Consider the following 18,768-nt stretch of genomic DNA (forward strand, 5'->3'; position numbering starts at 1 on the left):
CGTTTTTGCGTCGCGCACGGCCCGGCGCGCGGTGGTCGACCAGTACACGGAAAGCAAGTCAGTGATGGTGAACTACGCGTGAGCGCCGCGGCGTGCGCGAGACGTCGTCACGCCCGAACCAGCACCACGCCGAGAATGAGACACGCCGCGCCGGCCAGGCGGATCGGGCTGGCCGCGTGCTGCTGGATGCCGAGCACGCCGAAGTGGTCGAACACGAGCGCGCCGGTCATCTGCCCGACGACGATCAGCGCGAGCGTCGTCGCGGCGCCCAGTCGCGGCACCATCAGGATCGCGATGCCGACGAACACCGCGCCGAAGAACCCGCCGGTCCAGCTGAACCACGACGCGGCGCCGGTGAGGGTGCCGGTGCCGCTCAGGCGCGGATGCGGCGTCAGCAGCGCGACCACGAGCATCGCGGCCAGCCCGACGAGGTAGCTGACCGAACCGGCCCACCACGGCGAGCCGAGCTGCGCACGGAGATTGGCGTTGAGCACCTGTTGCAACGCCACGCTGACGCCGGCGGCGACGACCAGCAGATAAGACAGGAGAGTAGTCACGACGAGGCAGGCTCCGGCGAAGTGGCCGTGACGGCGGCTCCGGCACGGCAGGCTTCCATTCTGGGAAGCGCGGCGGTATAACGCAAATATCAAATCGGGCGCTTATCCATCTCGTTTCGGCATGCCATCCCTGAGGCAAATCCAGTATTTCCTGACCGTGGCCGATCTCGGCGGCTTCACGCCGGCCGCGAGCGCGCTCCACATCGCGCAGTCGGCGCTCAGCCGGCAGATCGGTCAACTGGAAGACGAGCTGGGGTTTCCGCTGTTCGACCGGGAGCCACGCGGTGTGCGGCTCACGCCGGCCGGCGCGCGCTATCGCGAACGTGTGGCGTCGATTCCGGCGACCCTGACCGCCGCAGCCGACGAGGGCGCGCAGTTGTCGCGCGGCGAAGCGGGCGTCTTGCGGCTCCTGCATTCGAGCTCCGTTCCCGTCGGCAGCCTGATGCCGGTGCTCGAGCGCTTCATGCGCGCGTGTCCGGGCGCACGGATCGATCTCGACGGTGCGTCGTCCGAGGATCAGGTGCTGGAGATCGCGAACGGCGATGCCGATATCGGGATCGTCCGTTTGCCGGTGCTGCGCCGCGATCCGCGCGTGCGCTTCGTCGAACTCGCGGCCGAGCGTTTGTGCTTGGCGGTGCCGGCCGGTCATCCGCTGGCGGGCCGCAAGCGCATGGCGATCGCGCGGCTGCGGCACGAGCCGTTCGTATCGGCCGTGTATCGGGAGCGGGGCGGGCTCGCGCGCGTCGTGATCGATCTGTGCCTGAAGCGCGGATTCGTGCCGGCGACCGCCCGGATCGTGTCGCCGAAGACGTCGATGCTGAATCTCGTCGCGGCCGGGCAGGGCGTGGCGATCGTGCCGGAACGGATGGCGAGTCTCGGGATCGACGGGGTCGTCTTCGTGCCGATTTCCGATGAAGACGCCAGGTCGGTGTGCGCGCTGGTGTTACCGGTCGAACCGACGGTGCTGGCGGACACGTTCGTGCAGGTGATCGGCGAATAAAAAAACGCCAACCCGTTCATACCGGGTTGGCGTTTCGCGTGGCGATGACCGGTATCAGAACTGGTTCATCGTGTTGTCCTTGCCGGCCGCCTTCAGCGCTGCTTCGCCGCTGAAGTATTCCTTGTGATCGTCACCGATGTCCGAGCCGGACATGTTCTGGTGCTTCACGCAGGCGATACCCTGGCGGATTTCCTTGCGCTGCACGCCGGCCACGTAGCCCAGCATGCCCTGGTCGCCGAAGTATTCCTTGGCCAGGTTGTCGGTCGACAGCGCGGCGGTGTGGTACGTCGGCAGCGTGATCAGGTGGTGGAAGATGCCGGCTTCACGCGATGCGTCGGCCTGGAACGTACGGATCTTCTCGTCGGCCAGCTTGGCCAGTTCCGTGTCGTCGTATTCCACGCTCATCAGCTGCGCACGGTCGTAGGCCGACACGTCCTTGCCCTCGGCCTTCAGCGCGTCGTACGCCTGCTGACGGAAGTTCAGCGTCCAGTTGAACGACGGGCTGTTGTTGTACACCAGCTTCGCGTTCGGGATGACCTTGCGGATCTCGCTGACCATGCCGCCGATCTGGGCGATATGCGGTTTTTCCGTTTCGATCCACAGCAGGTCGGCGCCGTTTTGCAGCGACGTGATGCAGTCGAGCACGCAGCGCGCTTCGCCCGTGCCGGCGCGGAACTGGAACAGGTTGCTCGGCAGGCGCTTCGGACGCAGCAGCTTGCCGTCGCGCTTGATGACGACGTCACCGTTGCCCAGCTGGTCGGCCGACAGTTCTTCGCAGTCGAGGAAGGAGTTGTACTGGTCGCCCAGGTCGCCCGGCGTGTTGGTCACGGCGATCTGCTTGGTCAGGCCGGCGCCGAGCGAGTCGGTACGGGCGACGATGATGCCGTCGTCCACGCCCAGTTCCAGGAACGCGTAGCGGATCGCGCGGATCTTCGCGAGGAAGTCCTCGTGCGGCACCGTGACCTTGCCGTCCTGATGGCCGCACTGCTTCTCGTCGGACACCTGGTTTTCGATCTGGATGCAGCATGCGCCTGCTTCGATGAACTGCTTGGCCAGCAGGTACGTGGCTTCCGCGTTGCCGAAACCGGCGTCGATGTCGGCGATGATCGGCACGACGTGCGTGACGTGGTTGTCGATCTTCTCCTGGATCGCGGCCTTCGCCGTGGCGTCCTTGGCGGCGTCGAGTTCGCGGAACAGGCCGCCGAGCTCACGGGCGTCGGCCTGGCGCAGGAACGTGTACAGCTCGCGGATCAGCGCGCTGACCGAGGTCTTTTCGTGCATCGACTGGTCCGGCAGCGGGCCGAACTCGGAGCGCAGCGCAGCGACCATCCAGCCGGACAGGTACAGGTAGCGGCGTTCGGTGCTGTTGAAGTGCTTCTTGATGGAGATCATCTTCTGCTGGCCGATGAAGCCGTGCCAGCAACCCAGCGACTGCGTGTACTTGGACGGGTCGGCGTCGTAGGCGGCCATGTCGGCGCGCATGATCTTCGCGGTGTACTTGGCGATGTCCAGGCCCGTCTTGAACTTGTTCTGGGCACGCATGCGGGCGGCGTACTCGGGGCTGATCGCATTCCACGCGCTGCCGTGGTTTTCCTTCAAACCGGCAACTGCCTTGATGTCGTCTTGATACTGGGCCATGTCAATCTCCTGGGAGCAAAGCGCGTTTGAGTAACTGGTTGAGCGTGCCCGCTACGTCTGTCGAAGCGGGCTGCATGGGATAAATAGTAACGCCGCCCATCGCGCTTTTGGCGATGTCTTATATAAGACATAAGACATTATTTTCTGTTTATTTTCAATGGGTTACGTTTCAGTTTTTGCAATGCAAAACAAGTTTTCAAGCGACGAAAAGGCGTCGGCGCGGGAAATTGGCGGTGATTCCGCAATACGAAACGCTCTTTCGGCTGCTGGAGGCCGGGCCAGCTTCACACGCGCCCGTGACACCCGTTCGTCGGGGCGGCGCGAGCGGCGCTGAACCGACGCCGCGCCGGCATGCCGTTTCGTCCGGGCCGGAATCGAAAACATCGCGCCGCATGCGGACAAGCCGAATCCATCGGGAATACGCGTAAAAACCCCGCCCACCAAGCCTCTCAAGAAACCTAGTGGTTTCCACTCATAGTCGCAAATAGTCAAGAACAGGTCGCCGCCGGTCTTCTCGCGACCAATATGGCTCGTTACTTTTACTCCCACGATGCAGGCCGGGCACACCCCGCGCACCGGCTGCCGCGAGTCAAACCGGGAGGTAACGAACCATGAAGTCGACGAAGATCGCCGCGCTTGTCGCGGCCGTGCTGGCGACCGGCGCGTTCACGCACGCGGCGCAGGCCGAAACGGATGCCGCGACGTGCCGCACCGTGCGTTTCGCGGATATCGGCTGGACCGACATCACGTCGACCACGGCGCTCGCGTCGACCGTGTTCGAGGCGCTCGGCTACAAGCCGACCACGACGATCGCGTCGGTGCCGATCTCGTTCGCCGGCCTGAAGAGCAAGCAGCTCGACATATCGCTCGGCTACTGGTGGCCCGTGCAGCAGAAGCAGCTCCAGCCGTTCCTCGACAGCAAGTCGATCAACGTCGTCGAGCCGCCGAACCTGTCGGGCGCGAAGGCGACGCTCGCGGTGCCGAGCTACGAATACCAGGCCGGCCTGAAGACCTTCGAGGACATCGCGAAGCACCGCGCGGAACTCGACGGCAAGATCTACGGGATCGAGCCGGGCAGCAGCGCGAACGCGACGATCCAGAAGATGATCGACACGAACCAGTACGGGCTCGGCGGCTTCAAGCTCGTCGAATCGAGCGAGGCCGGGATGCTGGTGACGGTCGAGCGCGCGATCCGCGAGAAGAAGTGGGTCGTCTTCCTCGGCTGGGAACCGCATCCGATGAACATCCAGATCAGCATGAACTATCTGTCCGGCGGCGATGCGTCGTTCGGCCCGAACTACGGCGAAGCGCGCGTGTACACGCTCACGGCCCCCGACTTCATTTCCCGCTGCCCGAACGCCGGCAAGCTCGTCACGAACCTGCGCTTCTCGACGCAGCTCGAGAACCAGCTGATGCAGTCGGTGATGAACAAGACGAAGCCGGCCGACGCCGCGAAGGCGTACCTGAAGAAGAACCCGCAGGTGCTCGATCCGTGGCTCGCGGGCGTCAAGACGTTCGACGGCAAGGATGGCCTGCCGGCCGTGAAGGCGTATCTCGGCCTGTGATCGATGGCCCGCGCGCCGTACGCGGCGCGCCCTGACGAAACATCCGCATTGCGACACAACCCGATTCAAGCGAGGCAACCAGCATGAACCACGAAGTCATCATCACCTGCGCCGTGACCGGCGCGGGCGATACGGTCGGCAAGCATCCGGCGATTCCGGTCACGCCGAAGGAGATCGCGGCCGCCGCGATCGAGGCCGCGAAGGCCGGCGCGACGGTGGCGCACTGCCACGTGCGCGATCCGCAGACGGGGCGCGGCAGCCGCGACCCGAACCTGTACCGCGAAGTGGTCGACCGCATCCGCTCGGCCGACGTCGACGTGATCATCAACCTGACCGCCGGCATGGGCGGCGATCTCGAGATCGGCCCGGGCGAGGACCCGATGCGTTTCGGCAAGGGCACCGACCTGGTCGGCGGCCTCACGCGGCTCGCGCACGTCGAGGACTTGTTGCCCGAGATCTGCACGCTCGACTGCGGCACGCTGAATTTCGGCGATGGCGACTACATCTACGTATCGACGCCCGCGCAGTTGCGCGCCGGCGCTAAGCGCATCCAGGAACTCGGCGTGAAGCCGGAGCTGGAGATCTTCGACACGGGCCATCTGTGGTTCGCGAAGCAGTTGCTGAAGGAAGGGCTGCTCGACGATCCGCCGCTGTTCCAGCTGTGCCTCGGCATTCCGTGGGGCGCACCGGCCGACACGGGCACGATGAAGGCGATGGTCGACAACCTGCCGCCGGGCGCGCATTGGGCGGGCTTCGGGATCGGCCGCATGCAGATGCCGATGGTCGCGCAGGCGATGCTGCTGGGTGGCCACGTGCGGGTCGGCCTCGAAGACAACATCTGGCTCGATCGCGGCGTGCATGCGACCAACGGCACGCTCGTCGAGCGCGCGAGAGAGATCATCGAACGGCTCGGTGCCCGCGTGCTGACGCCGGCCGAAGGCCGCCGCAAGCTCGGCCTGCCCGCACGCGGCGAGCGTCCGCTCGAACGCCGTGCGATCGCCGAGTTCGCGTGAGTTTTGACCAGACTGATTGACATGACGCCGCGGCGCGCACAGGTGCCGCCGCTCACCGATTTCCCCTGATTTGAAGGATGCGTTGACATGGCTGTGAAGACCGACATCAAGACGTTCGCCGCCATCGGCACCGGCGTGATCGGCAGCGGATGGATTTCCCGCGCGCTCGCGCACGGTCTCGACGTGGTCGTGTGGGACCCGGCGCCGGGCGCGGAAGAGCGGCTGCGCGCGAACGTCGCGAATGCGTGGCCCGCGCTCGAACGCGTCGGCCTCGCGCCGGGCGCCGACCCTGCGCGGCTGCGTTTCGTCTCGACGATCGAGGCGTGCGTCGCCGACGCGGATTTCATCCAGGAAAGCGCGCCCGAGCGCGAGGCGCTGAAGCTCGAACTGCACGAGCAGATCAGCCGCGCGGCGAAGCCCGACGCGATCATCGCGTCGTCGACGTCGGGGCTGCTGCCGACGGATTTCTACGCGCGGGCGACGCATCCGGAGCGCTGCGTGGTCGGCCATCCGTTCAACCCCGTCTACCTGCTGCCGCTCGTCGAGGTGCTCGGCGGCGCGCGCACGTCGCCGGAAGCGGTCGAAGGCGCGATGGAGGTCTATCGCAAGCTCGGCATGCGGCCGCTGCACGTGCGCAAGGAAGTGCCGGGCTTCATCGCCGACCGCCTGCTCGAAGCGTTGTGGCGCGAGGCGCTGCACCTCGTCAACGAAGGCGTCGCGACGACCGGCGAGATCGACGACGCGATCCGCTTCGGCGCGGGCATCCGCTGGTCGTTCATGGGCACGTTCCTGACCTATACGCTCGCGGGCGGCGATGCGGGCATGCGACACTTCATGCAGCAGTTCGGCCCCGCGCTCGAATTGCCGTGGACGAAGCTGGTCGCGCCCACGCTGACCGACGCGCTGATCGACAGCGTCGTCGAAGGCACGACCGAACAGCAGGGCACGCGCAGCATCAAGGAGCTCGAACGCTATCGCGACGAGTGCATCACCGAGGTGCTGAAGTCGATCGCCGCGGTGAAGGCGCGGCACGGGATGCGATTCGAAGACTGAGGACGACAGACGATGACCGGCGATACCCCGCTGACGATTTACCGCGACGTGGTGCGGCCCGAATGGGTCGACTACAACGGCCACCTGCGCGATGCGTTCTACCTGCTGATCTTCAGCTTCGCGACCGATGCGCTGCTGGATCGCATCGGCCTCGATGACGCCGCGCGTCGCGAGCGGGGTCGCTCGGTCTACACGCTCGAAGCACATGTGAACTACCTGCACGAGATCAAGGAGGGCACGCCGGTGCGCGTCGACGCGCGCGTGCTCGCGCACGACGCGAAGCGGCTGCACCTGTATCTCGAACTGTTCGCCGACGGGCACGACGATGCGGTATCGGCGAGCGAGCAGATGCTGCTGCACGTCGATACGCGCGACGGCGCGAAATCGGCGCCGTTCGACGACGACGTGGCCGCACGCGTGGCCGAGCTGCATGCGTTGCAGCGCGATTGCGCGGCGCCCGCGTATGCGGGCCGCGTGATCGGGTTGCCGCCGCGCCGATAACCTGCGCGAACCTTCGACCTCGGAGCGCAGACGATGCTCGAACCGGAAATCGCGACGTTCGTTGCCGCTGTCGACGCGTGGTATCCGGCCGACGCGGCGGCGCGCTCGCCCGCCGAACAGCGCCGCCTGTACGACCGCTTCGCGGCCGAATGGACGCCGGCCGTGCTGCCGGCCGGCATCGTGCAGCAGGACGCCGTCTGGCATGCCGCCGACGGCCGTGCGATCGCGCTGCGGCGTTACACGTCCGCGCATGGCACGCCACGCGGCACGGTGCTGTTCTTTCATGGCGGCGGTTTCGTCGTCGGCTCGCTCGACAGTCATGCGCTGATCACCGCGCAACTGGCTGCCGATACGGGGCTCGACGTGATCGCGGTCGACTATCGGCTCGCGCCCGAGCATCGCGCACCGGCCGCGCTCGAAGATTGCCTGGCGGTCACGCGCGCTGCACGCGATGCGCGCTGGCCGTTCGGGCCGTGCATGCATCCGCTGACGCTCGCGGGCGACAGCGCGGGCGGCATGCTCGCGGCAGCCGTGGCCACCGCGTTGCGCGATGCGGGCGAAGGCGGCATTGACGGCATCGCGCTCGTCTATTCGATGCTCGGGTTCGAACCGCAATCGCCCGCGTGCGAAACGGAAGCGCATGCGCCGATGCTGACGCTCGACGACGTCCATCGCTATCGCGCACTGTACTGGGAAGGCGGCTTGCTCGATGCGCTGGGAGACGGCGACCCGCTGCTGCGCGCGTCGGTACCGCTCGCGGCTTCGCGTTTCGACGGCCTGCCGTCCGTGCTCGCGATCGGTGCGGAACACGATCCGCTGCGCGACGACGCGCGTGTGTACGTCGAACGGATTCGCGCGGCCGGCGGGGCCGCGCATTACTGGATGGGAGAAGGGCTGGTGCACGGCTGCTGGCGCGCGCTCGGAACGAGCCCGCAGGCGGCGCGGCTGCACCGGACGGTCGGCGAGTTTCTGCTCGCACCACACGCGTAGCGGGCGTTTCCGGGAGGCAACGATGCAGGCAGCGCAACACCGTATCGAGGACTGGCGGACGTTTTCGGCCGACGTGGCCATTGCGACGGCGACGATTGGCGACGGCGCGGTGGACGTCGAATGGAGTGACACGCGACGATCGCCGTTTCATTTCGACTGGCTGCGCGACAACTGCGCGTGTTCCGCATGCGTGCATGCCGTCACGCGTGAACAGGTGTTCGAGATCGCCGATGCGCGCGAGGATCTCTCCGCGCTCACGGTGCACGTCGAAACCGACGGCGCGCTGCATGTCGAGTGGAATGACGGACATCGCAGCGCGTGGTCGCCGGGCTGGTTGCGTGCGCATGCATACGACGACGCGTCGCGCGCGGAGCGGCAGGCCGCGCACGGGCGGCACGTGTGGGCCGGTGACGACGCGACGGCCATCGGCGTGTTCGCGTGGCGCGACGTGATGGAGGACGACCGCGCATTGCTCGCTTGGCTCGCCGCGTTGCAACGCACGGGGCTGACGCTCGTCGAAGGCGTGCCGGCCGAGCGTGGCCGTGTCGACGAGATCGCGCGCCGCATCGGCCTGATCCGCGAAAGCAATTTCGGCGTGCTGTTCGACGTCGAATCGAAGCCGCGCCCGGACAGCAATGCGTATACGTCGCTGAACCTGCCGCCGCACACCGACTTGCCGACCCGCGAGCTGCAGCCGGGCGTGCAGTTCCTGCATTGCCTCGCGAACGACGCGACCGGCGGCGACAGCGTGTTCCTCGACGGCTTCGCGCTGGCCGATGCGCTGCGGCGCGAGCATCCGGCCGATTTCGAACAGCTCGCGTCGACGCCGTTCGAGTTCTGGAACAAGAGCGCGAACAGCGACTACCGCTGCTCGGCGCCGGTGATCGGGCTCGACGCGCGCGGCAATGTGACTGAGGTGCGTGTCGCGAACTTCCTGCGCGGGCCGCTCGATGCGCCGGCCGGCTCGGTCGCGGCCGTCTATCGCGCGTACCGGCGGTTCCTCGCGCTGGCGCGCGAGCCGCGCTTTCGCGTGCAGCGCCGGCTGCGGGCGGGCGACATGTGGGCGTTCGACAACCGCCGCGTGCTGCATGCGCGCACCGAGTTCGATCCGTCGACCGGACGCCGGCACCTGCAGGGCTGTTACGTCGATCGAGACGAGTTGCTGTCGCGGTGGCGCGTGCTGTCGCGATCGGTGCCGGCTGCGACCGCGTCGCGCTGACGGGCGCGCGGTTTCGTCCTGCTCGTACGCATCCCTCGAAAATGAAAAAACACCCGGACGCCAGGCGCCCGGGCGAAGCCACCCGTTGCCGGGCGGCGGAGGTATGCGTTTCATAAAAATGGACGAGCCCCGCAAGGGGGCTCGTCCGGATATTTCTTCATCGCGCGACGCGCGGCGCCCGCCGAGGGCGCATCGGCTTACTGGCCGAAGAAGATCGAGTCGCGAGCGTTCGACGATGCGGCCGGGGCGCCCGAGTGGACGGCCGGAGCCGGTTGTGCGCCGTAGCCGCTGGTGTCGGCACCATGAACACGCGCTTCGGCGCTCTGGATGTCGTTCGGGTAGTACGGGCTTGCCACGCCCGGCTTGTAGCCGGCTTGTTCGAGCTGGACCAGTTCGTTGCGCACTTGCGCGCGGGTCACGGTGCTTTGAGCGAATGCGCCAAACGAAGCGGACAGGGCGGCAGCGGCAACGACTGCGGAAACGAGCGATTTCATGATGACCTCCGGTGTTTTATTGAGTTCGCTCTCGACACCATGTCTTAAGCGATTGATCAAATCTTAGTCATCGGAAGGTTCAGGGTAAACGCTGGTTTTGACGATAGATTGTTTCCTGGGTGGTAACAGTGGCGCGTCGAATCAGGCTTTCAACCGGCTTTCTTTTCGGTCGGTGCAACAAGTCTGGCGAGTATTGCGGCGGGCGAAGCGCGGTTCAGCGCACCTCGGCCGCCGTGTCGAACGACCGGCCCGGCGAGCGTCCGGCCGGTGCGCCCGAACTGAGGAAGCGCACGCCTGTCGCGGCTTCCGAGGCTTCCCACAGCAGTGCAGCAGAAGCCACGTCACGCGCCGCGCGTGGCACGCTCGCGGGTGCCGGCAGCCCGCGCGACTCGAACCAGCCGGACGGCCCGATGTAAGCGCCGCCGGCGAGATCCGGCGAGGTTGCCGCATGAATCGCGGGTAGCGCGCCCTGGTCGGCCGGCTGCGCGAGATAACGGTTCGCGGCGCGCATCAGTGCGGCACGGGCGGGCGAGCGGTCCATCGCCGGGCCGGCGAACTGCAGGTTGGTCGCCGCGTAGCCCGGGTGCGCGGACACGCTGATCCCGGCGAACGCCGCGCGCTCGAAACGGCACTGCAGCTCGATCGCGAACACGAGATTCGCGAGCTTGCTGTCGCAATAGGCGAGATAACGGTTGTAGCGGTGTTCGGCGCGCAGGTCGTCGACGCGGATCCGGCCGCCGCGGTTCAAGCCGCTCGACATCGTCACGACCCGCGCTCGGCGCGCGGCGCGCAGCGCGGGCAGCAGATGGCCGGTCAGCGCGAAATGGCCGAGGTGGTTGGTGCCGAACTGCATCTCGAAGCCGTCGCGCGTATGGCGCAGCGGCAGGAACATCACGCCGGCGTTGTTGCAGAGGATGTCGACGCGCCCATGGCGTTCGGCCACATCGGCTGCGAAGCGCGCGATCGACGCGAGATCGGCGAGGTCGAGCACGTCGACTTCCACACGGGCATCGGGATGGAGCCGGCGGATCGCATCGGCCGCCTGTGCGGCGCGGGCCGCGTCGCGGCAGCCCATCACGACCGTCGCGCCTTTCGCGGCCAGCGTTTCCGCCAGCTGCCAGCCGAGCCCGCTGTTGGCGCCGGTCACGACCGCGACCTTGCCGCCTTGCGCCGGGACGTGGCGCGCGCTCCATGCATGCATGTCTGCCTCCCTCGGCGCGGCCGGGCGGCCGCGGCACGTAATCATTACATTGAGTGGTGTAACGATAGTGCGCGCGGGCGTGGCAGACAAGCGGGGGAACTAGACCGGCGCTTCTAGGGCCGGCGCAGCGGATGGCGCCGCGTGCGGTGACGCGCGGCCGGCGGGATTTACCTGCCGCCGGCCAGTGCGAGCACTTCGGCGGCGGAGATCATCGCGGCCGCGTTCGCGGGCGCCGGGCGTTCGGCCGGGCGGAAGACTTCGTCGCCGCGGTGGATCACCTGGCGCGACAGCGCGCAGGTGCCGGTGCGTTGCGCGAAGCGGCGGCGCCAGCGCTGTTCACCGTAGTGACAGCGGCCGGGCTCGACCCAGCGGACGACGAGCAGCGTATCGGAACGTTCGAGGATTTCGACGTGAACGTCGGCGGGATCGAGCGCAGGCAGGGATTTGGAGGCCTTCATTTGCCGTTTCCTAAAGCTCGTGCGGTTCGGTCATGGCAGTGGATGTCACTACCCGATGGCGAATCCGTAGCGGTTTCCATGAGTGGTGCGCTAAATGTAAGCGTCTGTGACCGGAAAAAACATCCTGTCTGGCTCAAATTACCTTTTGCCGATTTAGAAACAATCCAGGCTTATTTTCTTGGAAACCACAGACAAAAACGCCCCGGACACGAAGCCCGGGGCGGAAAATCGGCCTGCGCGCCGTGTCTGCTCGCCCAGCCACGGAGCCCATCGCCGGGGGGACGGAGGTGCCCGCAGGGATCGAACGCGGGCGGGGTGGCGATGGACCGGATGCGCAGTCCGGTACGTCATGATGGCGCGCGCATCCCGTTGAGACCCTGACGTGAACATGACTTTTTCGTCAGTTTGGCGGGATGTCGTGCCCCGCTTGTGCGAAAGAATCGACTGGAAGGCCCGCCGGTATTGGATTTGTCCGAATCCTGGGGTGTGCTCGTGGGCGCTACCGAACGTCGAATCCTTGCTCAACAGCCCGATTTCCCCACCCGGGTAAATACTGAATCCCGATTCCGTGACAAACGCGGCCTCACTTCCTATGATTGGTTGGACCTTTAGTCCTTTGTGCCAATCGGCCGCCGGGTGGCCGGCTTCTTCGGGAGGTTGCTCATGAGATTGCAGGGCAAACGCGCGCTGGTGACGGCGGCCGGGCAAGGCATCGGCCGCGCGACCGCGCTGCGCTTCGCGAGCGAGGGCGCCGATGTGCTGGCGACCGACATCAACGAAGCCGCGCTCGTGCGGCTCGAGGCCGACGCCGAGCGCGCGGGCGGCCGGCTGGCCACGCGTCGGCTCGACGTGACCGATGCGCGGGACGTCGCGGCGCTCGCCGCGAGCGAACGCGCATTCGACGTGCTGTTCAACTGCGCGGGCTACGTGCACCACGGCTCGATCCTCGACTGCGACGACGAAGCATGGGCGTTCTCGCTGAACCTGAACGTCACGTCGATGTATCGGCTGATCCGCGCGCTGCTGCCCGCGATGCTCGAAGCGGGCGGCGCGTCGATCATCAACATGGCGTCGGCCGCGTCGAGCGTGAAGGGCGTGCCCAACCGCTTCGTCTACGGCACGACCAAGGCGGCCGTGATCGGCCTGACCAAGGCGGTGGCCGCCGATTTCGTCGAGCGGGGCATCCGCTGCAACGCGATCTGCCCGGGCACGATCGAATCGCCGTCGCTGGCGCAGCGGATCGCGGACCAGGCGCGCACGCGCCACGTGTCGACCGACGAGGTGCGCCAGGCGTTCGTCGCGCGCCAGCCGATCGGCCGCATCGGCCGCGCGGAGGAAGTGGCCGCGCTCGCGCTGTACCTCGCGTCCGACGAAGCGTCGTTCACGACCGGCGCGATCCACCTGATCGACGGCGGCTGGTCGAACTGACCGCGCCCTCCCATTCACTTTCCGTATCGGCTCAACGCGACATGAAACTGCTGAGATTTGGCGACAAACACCATGAAAAGCCGGGCCTGCTCGATGCGCAGGGCCACATTCGCGACCTGTCCGGCGTGATCGACGACATCGCCGTCGACGCGCTGTCACCCGCCTCCCTCGCGCGGCTGCGCGACATTCCGCCGTCGTCGCTGCCGCTGGTCGAAGGCACGCCGCGGCTCGGCGCGTGCGTGGGCCGCGTCGGCAAGTTCATCTGCATCGGGCTCAACTATTCCGACCACGCGGCCGAATCGGGGATGCAGGTGCCGAAGGAGCCCGTCGTGTTCGGCAAGTGGACGAGCGCGATCTCCGGCCCGAACGACGACGTCGAGATTCCGCGCGGCTCGGAAAAAACCGACTGGGAAGTCGAGCTCGGCGTGGTGATCGGCCAGGGCGGCCGCTACATCGCGGAAGCCGACGCGCTGTCGCACGTCGCAGGCTACTGCGTCGTGAACGACGTGTCGGAGCGCGAATTCCAGCTCGAACGCGGCGGCACCTGGGACAAGGGCAAGGGCAACGACACGTTCGGGCCGCTCGGGCCGTGGCTCGTGACGGCCGACGAAGTGCCCGATCCGCACGCGCTGCGGCTGTGGCTCGACGTCGACGGCCATCGCTACCAGAACGGCACGACCGCGACGATGGTGTTCCGCGTGCCGTACCTGATCAGCTACCTGAGCCGCTTCATGAGCCTGCAGCCGGGCGACGTGATCTCGACCGGCACGCCGCCGGGCGTCGGCCTCGGGCAGAAGCCGCCCGTCTATCTGCGCGCCGGGCAGGTGATCACGCTCGGCATCGACGGGCTCGGCGAGCAACGCCAGCGCACCGTGCAGGCCTGATTTCCTTTAACGGACGGTTCGTCATGCCTATCATTCGATCGATGCGCGTCCTCGACGTGCGCTTCCCGACCTCGCGCCAGCTCGACGGCTCCGATGCGATGAATCCGGACCCCGATTATTCGGCGGCCTACGTCGTGCTCGAAACCGATCATGACGGGCTCGAAGGTCACGGGCTCACGTTCACCATCGGGCGCGGCAACGAAATCTGCTGCGCGGCGATCGACGCGATGCGGCACCTCGTCGTCGGCCTCGACCTCGACTGGATCCGCGAAGACATGGGCCGCTTCTGGCGGCACGTGACGTCGGACAGCCAGTTGCGCTGGATCGGCCCCGACAAGGGCGCGATCCACCTGGCGACGGGCGCGGTCGTCAACGCGGTGTGGGATCTGTGGGCGAAAGCCGAACGCAAGCCGCTGTGGCGGCTCGTGGCCGACATGCGCCCCGAGGAGCTGGTGCGCGCGATCGACTTCCGCTACCTGACCGACTGCCTGACGCCGGACGAAGCGCTCGACCTGCTGCGGCGGCAGGCGCCGGGCAAGGCCGACCGGATCGCGCTGCTCGAGCGCGACGGCTACCCGTGCTACACGACGTCGGCCGGCTGGCTCGGCTACAGCGACGACAAGCTGCGGCGGCTGTGCCGCGAAGCCGTCGACGCCGGGTTCGAGTACGTGAAGCTGAAGGTCGGCGCGAACCTGGAGGACGACATTCGCCGCGTGACGATCGCGCGCGAGGTGATCGGCCCGGACCGCAAGCTGATGATCGACGCGAACCAGGTGTGGGAAGTGGACGAGGCGATCGACTGGGTGCGCGAGCTGGCGTTCGCGCGGCCGTGGTTCATCGAGGAGCCGACCAGCCCCGACGACGTCGAGGGGCATCGCAAGATCCGCGAGGCGATCGCGCCCGTGCAGGTCGCGACCGGCGAGATGTGCCAGAACCGCGTGCTGTTCAAGCAGTTCATCGCGCGCGGCGCGATCGACGTCGTGCAGATCGACGCGTGCCGGCTCGGCGGCGTGAACGAGATTCTCGCGGTGATGCTGATGGCCGCGAAGTACGGGCTGCCCGTGTGCCCGCATGCGGGCGGCGTCGGGTTGTGCGAGTACGTGCAGCATCTGTCGATGATCGATTACGTCTGCATTGCCGGCACGAAGGAAGGGCGCGTGACGGAGTACGTCGATCACCTGCACGAGCATTTCGTCGAACCGTGCGTCGTGCGCGGCGCGGCGTACATGCCGCCGACGGCGCCCGGTTTCTCGATCGAGATGAAGCCCGAATCGCTGGAGCAATACCGGTTCCGCGGCTGACACGCGTCGAGCGTGCCGACACCATGAACGACGGAGACGCGAAGTGGATTTGAATCTGCAACACAAGGTCGTGATCGTGACCGGCGGCGCGTCGGGCATCGGCGCCGCGATCTCGATGCGGCTGGCCGAGGAAGGCGCAATTCCGGTGGTGTTCGCGCGCCACGCGCCCGACGATGCGTTCTGGCGCACCGTCGTGCAGAAGCAGCCGCAGGCCGCATGCATCCCGGTCGAATTGCAGGACGATGCGCAGTGCCGCGATGCCGTTGCGGAAACGGTCACGCGCTTCGGCCGGCTCGACGGCCTGGTCAACAACGCGGGCGTCAACGACAGCATCGGGCTCGATGCCGGGCGCGACGCATTCGTCGCGTCGCTCGAACGCAACCTGATCCACTACTACGTGATGGCGCACTACTGCGTGCCGCACCTGAAGGCGTCGCGCGGCGCGATCGTCAACGTTTCGTCGAAGACGGCCGTCACCGGGCAGGGCAACACGAGCGGCTATTGCGCATCGAAGGGCGCGCAGCTCGCGTTGACACGCGAATGGGCCGTCGCGTTGTGTGACGACGGCGTGCGCGTGAACGCGGTGATTCCGGCCGAGGTGATGACGCCGCTGTACCGGAGATGGCTCGACAGTTTCGACGACCCCGACGCGAAGCTGGCCGGCATCGCGGGCAAGGTGCCGCTCGGCCAACGCTTCACGACGGCCGACGAAATCGCCGATACGGCCGTGTTCCTGCTGTCGGCGCGTGCCTCGCACACGACGGGCCAGTGGCTGTTCGTCGACGGCGGCTATACGCATCTCGACCGTGCGATCAGCTGAGGGCGGCGATCCATGCAACCCGACCCGACTCCGAACGCCGCACCGCCGTTGATCGCATTGACCGGCATCGGCAAGCGCTTCCCCGGCGTGCAGGCGCTCGACGACTGCCATTTCGACCTGCGTGCCGGCGAAGTGCATGCGCTGATGGGCGAGAACGGCGCCGGCAAGTCGACGCTGATGAAGATCCTGGCGGGCGTCTACCCGCGCGACGAAGGCGAGATCCGGATGGACGGCCGCGCGGTGGAAATCGCCGATCCGCGCGCCGCGCAGGCACTCGGGATCGGCATCATCCATCAGGAACTGAACCTGATGAACCACCTGAGCGTCGCGCAGAACATCTTCATCGGCCGCGAGCCGCGCGGCCGCTTCGGCGTGTTCGTCGACGAGGACAAGTTGAACCGCGACGCGGCCGCGATCTTCGCGCGGATGCGGCTCGATCTCGACCCGCGTACGCCGGTTGGCCGGCTCACGGTGGCCAAGCAGCAGATGGTCGAGATCGCGAAGGCGCTGTCGTTCGACTCGCGCGTGCTGATCATGGACGAGCCGACCGCCGCGCTCAACAACGCGGAGATCGCCGAGCTGTTCCGCATCATCGGCGACGTGCGCGCGCACGGTGTCGGCATCGTCTACATCTCGCACAAGATGGACGAGCTGCGCCAGATCGCCGATCGCGTGACCGTGATGCGCGACGGCAAGTACGTCGCGACCGTGCCGATGGCGGACACGTCGATGGACACGATCATCGCGATGATGGTCGGCCGCCAGCTCGCGACCGAATTCCGCATGCCGCCCGATACATCGGCGAACGACGTCGCGCTCGAAGTGCGCGGGCTGTCGCGCGGCCGCGCGATCCGCGATGTCGGCTTCACGCTGCGGCGCGGCGAGATCCTCGGCTTCGCCGGATTGATGGGCGCGGGTCGCACCGAGGTCGCGCGCGCGGTGTTCGGCGCGGACCCGGTCGATGCGGGCGAGATCCGCGTGCACGGCAGGACCGTGACGATCCGCACGCCGGCCGACGCGGTGAGGCACGGGATCGGCTACCTGTCCGAGGATCGCAAGCACTTCGGGCTCGCGGTCGGGATGGACGTGCAGAACAACATCGCGCTGTCGAGCATGCGCCGCTTCGTGCGCCGCGGCGTGTTTCTCGATGCGCGTGCGCTGCGCGACACCGCGCAGTCGTACGTGCGGCAGCTCGCGATCCGCACACCGTCGGTCGCGCAGCCGGCGCGGCTGCTGTCGGGCGGCAACCAGCAGAAGATCGTGATCGCGAAGTGGCTGCTGCGCGACTGCGACATCCTGTTCTTCGACGAACCGACGCGCGGCATCGACGTCGGCGCGAAAAGCGAGATCTACAAGCTGCTCGACGCGCTCGCCGCCGACGGCAAGGCGATCGTGATGATCTCGTCTGAGCTGCCCGAGGTGCTGCGCATGAGCCACCGGATTCTCGTGATGTGCGAAGGGCGCGTGACCGGCGAATTACGCGCGGCCGACGCCACGCAGGAAAAGATCATGCAGCTCGCGACGCAGCGCGAGTCGACCGTGTTGTCCTGAACCAGACGCCGAGACGCTTACCCGATCATGTCCAACGATACGCATCCCGTTCCGCCCCTCGCGTCCGGCGACACGCCGGCCGGCGCATCGAGCCTGAAGTCGCGCTTCTTCAACCCGGCCGCGCGGCAGAAGCTGCTCGCGTTCGCGAGCCTCGTGCTGCTGATCGTGTTCTTCAGCGTCGCGTCGCCGAACTTCCTCGAAGTCGACAACCTCGTCGCGATCCTGCAGGCCACCGCGGTGAACGGCGTGCTGGCCGTCGCCTGTACCTACGTGATCATCACGTCGGGCATCGACCTGTCGGTCGGCACGCTGATGACGTTCTGCGCGGTGATGGCCGGCGTCGTGCTGACGAAATGGGGAATGCCGCTGCCGCTCGGGATCCTGGCCGCGCTGTTTTTCGGCGCGCTGTCGGGCAGCGTATCGGGCTTCGTGATCGCGAAGATGAAGGTGCCGCCGTTCATCGCGACGCTCGGCATGATGATGCTGCTCAAGGGGCTGTCGCTCGTGATCTCGGGCACGCGGCCGATCTACTTCAACGACACGCCGGGCTTCACGTCGATCGCGCAGGATTCGCTGATCGGCAACCTGATTCCCGCGCTGCCGATTCCGAACGCGGTGCTGATCCTGTTTCTCGTCGCGATCGGCGCGTCGATCGTGCTGAACCGCACGATTTTCGGCCGCTACACGTTCGCGCTCGGCAGCAACGAGGAAGCGCTGCGGCTGTCGGGCGTGAACGTCGATGCGTGGAAAATCGCGGTCTATACGTTCAGCGGCGCGGTGTGCGGGATCGCAGGGCTCCTGATCGCGTCGCGGCTGAATTCCGCGCAGCCCGCGCTCGGGCAGGGCTACGAGCTCGATGCGATCGCGGCCGTCGTGATCGGCGGCACGTCGCTGTCGGGCGGCGCGGGCAGCATCGTCGGCACCATCATCGGCGCGTTCATCATGAGCGTGCTGACGAACGGCCTGCGCATCATGTCGGTCGCGCAGGAATGGCAGACGGTCGTGACGGGCGTGATCATCATCCTCGCCGTCTACGTCGATATCCTGCGCCGGCGGCGCCGCTGATGGCCGCATTCACGCAGGCAGGTGCTTCAT

Annotated in this window: 19 protein-coding genes; 13 read left to right on the top strand and 6 right to left on the bottom strand. The window is 67.0% G+C overall.

Annotated elements, in window-relative coordinates; translation table 11 throughout:
* Nucleotides 1–107 precede the first annotated feature (107 nt).
* Nucleotides 108–557 (bottom strand): DMT family transporter, encoded by a 450-nt coding sequence (locus CFB47_RS21140; RefSeq protein WP_089462161.1) that lies wholly within the window; start codon nucleotides 555–557, stop codon nucleotides 108–110.
* A 121-nt stretch (nucleotides 558–678) separates the two neighbouring features.
* Here CFB47_RS21140 and CFB47_RS21145 point away from each other — a divergent pair, with 121 nt between their 5' ends.
* On the top strand, nucleotides 679–1,557 hold the full coding sequence (locus CFB47_RS21145; RefSeq protein ID WP_089462162.1) for a LysR family transcriptional regulator: 879 nt from the start codon (nucleotides 679–681) through the stop codon (nucleotides 1,555–1,557).
* 54 nt (nucleotides 1,558–1,611) lie between these two features.
* On the opposite strand, the gene CFB47_RS21150 is transcribed toward CFB47_RS21145, so the two are convergent.
* On the bottom strand, nucleotides 1,612–3,195 hold the full coding sequence (locus tag CFB47_RS21150; protein ID WP_089441814.1) for an isocitrate lyase: 1,584 nt from the start codon (nucleotides 3,193–3,195) through the stop codon (nucleotides 1,612–1,614).
* Nucleotides 3,196–3,357: 162 nt separating this feature from the next.
* A complete protein-coding gene (locus CFB47_RS40585; RefSeq protein ID WP_179258962.1) occupies nucleotides 3,358–3,744 on the bottom strand; it encodes a hypothetical protein in 387 nt (128 codons plus the stop codon).
* Nucleotides 3,745–3,806: 62 nt separating this feature from the next.
* On the opposite strand from CFB47_RS40585, the gene CFB47_RS21155 reads away from it, so the two are divergent.
* The 6 genes from CFB47_RS21155 to CFB47_RS21180 all read left to right on the top strand — a co-directional run bounded on the left by CFB47_RS21155 (nucleotide 3,807) and on the right by CFB47_RS21180 (nucleotide 9,536).
* Nucleotides 3,807–4,760 (top strand): choline ABC transporter substrate-binding protein, encoded by a 954-nt coding sequence (locus tag CFB47_RS21155; protein WP_089441815.1) that lies wholly within the window; start codon nucleotides 3,807–3,809, stop codon nucleotides 4,758–4,760.
* An 83-nt stretch (nucleotides 4,761–4,843) separates the two neighbouring features.
* Nucleotides 4,844–5,773 (top strand): 3-keto-5-aminohexanoate cleavage protein, encoded by a 930-nt coding sequence (locus tag CFB47_RS21160; protein WP_039366557.1) that lies wholly within the window; start codon nucleotides 4,844–4,846, stop codon nucleotides 5,771–5,773.
* An 87-nt stretch (nucleotides 5,774–5,860) separates the two neighbouring features.
* On the top strand, nucleotides 5,861–6,826 hold the full coding sequence (locus CFB47_RS21165) for an L-carnitine dehydrogenase (protein ID WP_039366226.1): 966 nt from the start codon (nucleotides 5,861–5,863) through the stop codon (nucleotides 6,824–6,826).
* A gap of 12 nt (nucleotides 6,827–6,838) precedes the next feature.
* Entirely contained in the window at nucleotides 6,839–7,327 is a 489-nt protein-coding gene (locus tag CFB47_RS21170) for a thioesterase family protein (RefSeq protein WP_048243371.1), read from the top strand.
* 33 nt (nucleotides 7,328–7,360) lie between these two features.
* Nucleotides 7,361–8,317: an alpha/beta hydrolase gene (locus tag CFB47_RS21175; protein WP_089462163.1), complete on the top strand. Its 957-nt coding sequence runs from the start codon at nucleotides 7,361–7,363 to the stop codon at nucleotides 8,315–8,317.
* 22 nt (nucleotides 8,318–8,339) lie between these two features.
* A complete protein-coding gene (locus CFB47_RS21180) occupies nucleotides 8,340–9,536 on the top strand; it encodes a TauD/TfdA family dioxygenase (protein WP_089462164.1) in 1,197 nt (398 codons plus the stop codon).
* A gap of 197 nt (nucleotides 9,537–9,733) precedes the next feature.
* On the opposite strand, the gene CFB47_RS21185 is transcribed toward CFB47_RS21180, so the two are convergent.
* The 3 genes from CFB47_RS21185 to CFB47_RS21195 all read right to left on the bottom strand — a co-directional run bounded on the left by CFB47_RS21185 (nucleotide 9,734) and on the right by CFB47_RS21195 (nucleotide 11,689).
* Entirely contained in the window at nucleotides 9,734–10,030 is a 297-nt protein-coding gene (locus CFB47_RS21185) for a DUF4148 domain-containing protein (protein WP_089426868.1), read from the bottom strand.
* A gap of 214 nt (nucleotides 10,031–10,244) precedes the next feature.
* Nucleotides 10,245–11,231 (bottom strand): oxidoreductase, encoded by a 987-nt coding sequence (locus CFB47_RS21190; RefSeq protein ID WP_089463501.1) that lies wholly within the window; start codon nucleotides 11,229–11,231, stop codon nucleotides 10,245–10,247.
* A gap of 167 nt (nucleotides 11,232–11,398) precedes the next feature.
* Nucleotides 11,399–11,689, bottom strand: coding sequence for a DUF3331 domain-containing protein (locus tag CFB47_RS21195; RefSeq protein WP_039366241.1), 291 nt, complete (start codon nucleotides 11,687–11,689; stop codon nucleotides 11,399–11,401).
* Nucleotides 11,690–12,352: 663 nt separating this feature from the next.
* Here CFB47_RS21195 and CFB47_RS21200 point away from each other — a divergent pair.
* Genes CFB47_RS21200 through CFB47_RS21225 form a run of 6 tightly spaced genes read left to right on the top strand, consistent with a single transcriptional unit; the run spans nucleotide 12,353 to nucleotide 18,738 of the window.
* Nucleotides 12,353–13,117, top strand: coding sequence for an SDR family oxidoreductase (locus CFB47_RS21200; RefSeq protein WP_089462165.1), 765 nt, complete (start codon nucleotides 12,353–12,355; stop codon nucleotides 13,115–13,117).
* Nucleotides 13,118–13,158: 41 nt separating this feature from the next.
* A complete protein-coding gene (locus tag CFB47_RS21205) occupies nucleotides 13,159–14,001 on the top strand; it encodes an ureidoglycolate lyase (protein ID WP_089462166.1) in 843 nt (280 codons plus the stop codon).
* 23 nt (nucleotides 14,002–14,024) lie between these two features.
* Entirely contained in the window at nucleotides 14,025–15,302 is a 1,278-nt protein-coding gene (locus CFB47_RS21210; RefSeq protein ID WP_089462167.1) for an L-fuconate dehydratase, read from the top strand.
* Nucleotides 15,303–15,345: 43 nt separating this feature from the next.
* Entirely contained in the window at nucleotides 15,346–16,122 is a 777-nt protein-coding gene (locus CFB47_RS21215) for an SDR family oxidoreductase (protein ID WP_089462168.1), read from the top strand.
* Between the two features lie 12 nt (nucleotides 16,123–16,134).
* Nucleotides 16,135–17,673 (top strand): sugar ABC transporter ATP-binding protein, encoded by a 1,539-nt coding sequence (locus tag CFB47_RS21220; protein WP_089462169.1) that lies wholly within the window; start codon nucleotides 16,135–16,137, stop codon nucleotides 17,671–17,673.
* Nucleotides 17,674–17,700: 27 nt separating this feature from the next.
* Entirely contained in the window at nucleotides 17,701–18,738 is a 1,038-nt protein-coding gene (locus CFB47_RS21225; RefSeq protein ID WP_089462170.1) for an ABC transporter permease, read from the top strand.
* Nucleotides 18,739–18,768: the final 30 nt, after the last annotated feature.

It is taken from the genome of Burkholderia sp. AU27893 (assembly GCF_002223205.1).
Classification (GTDB): Bacteria; Pseudomonadota; Gammaproteobacteria; order Burkholderiales; family Burkholderiaceae; genus Burkholderia.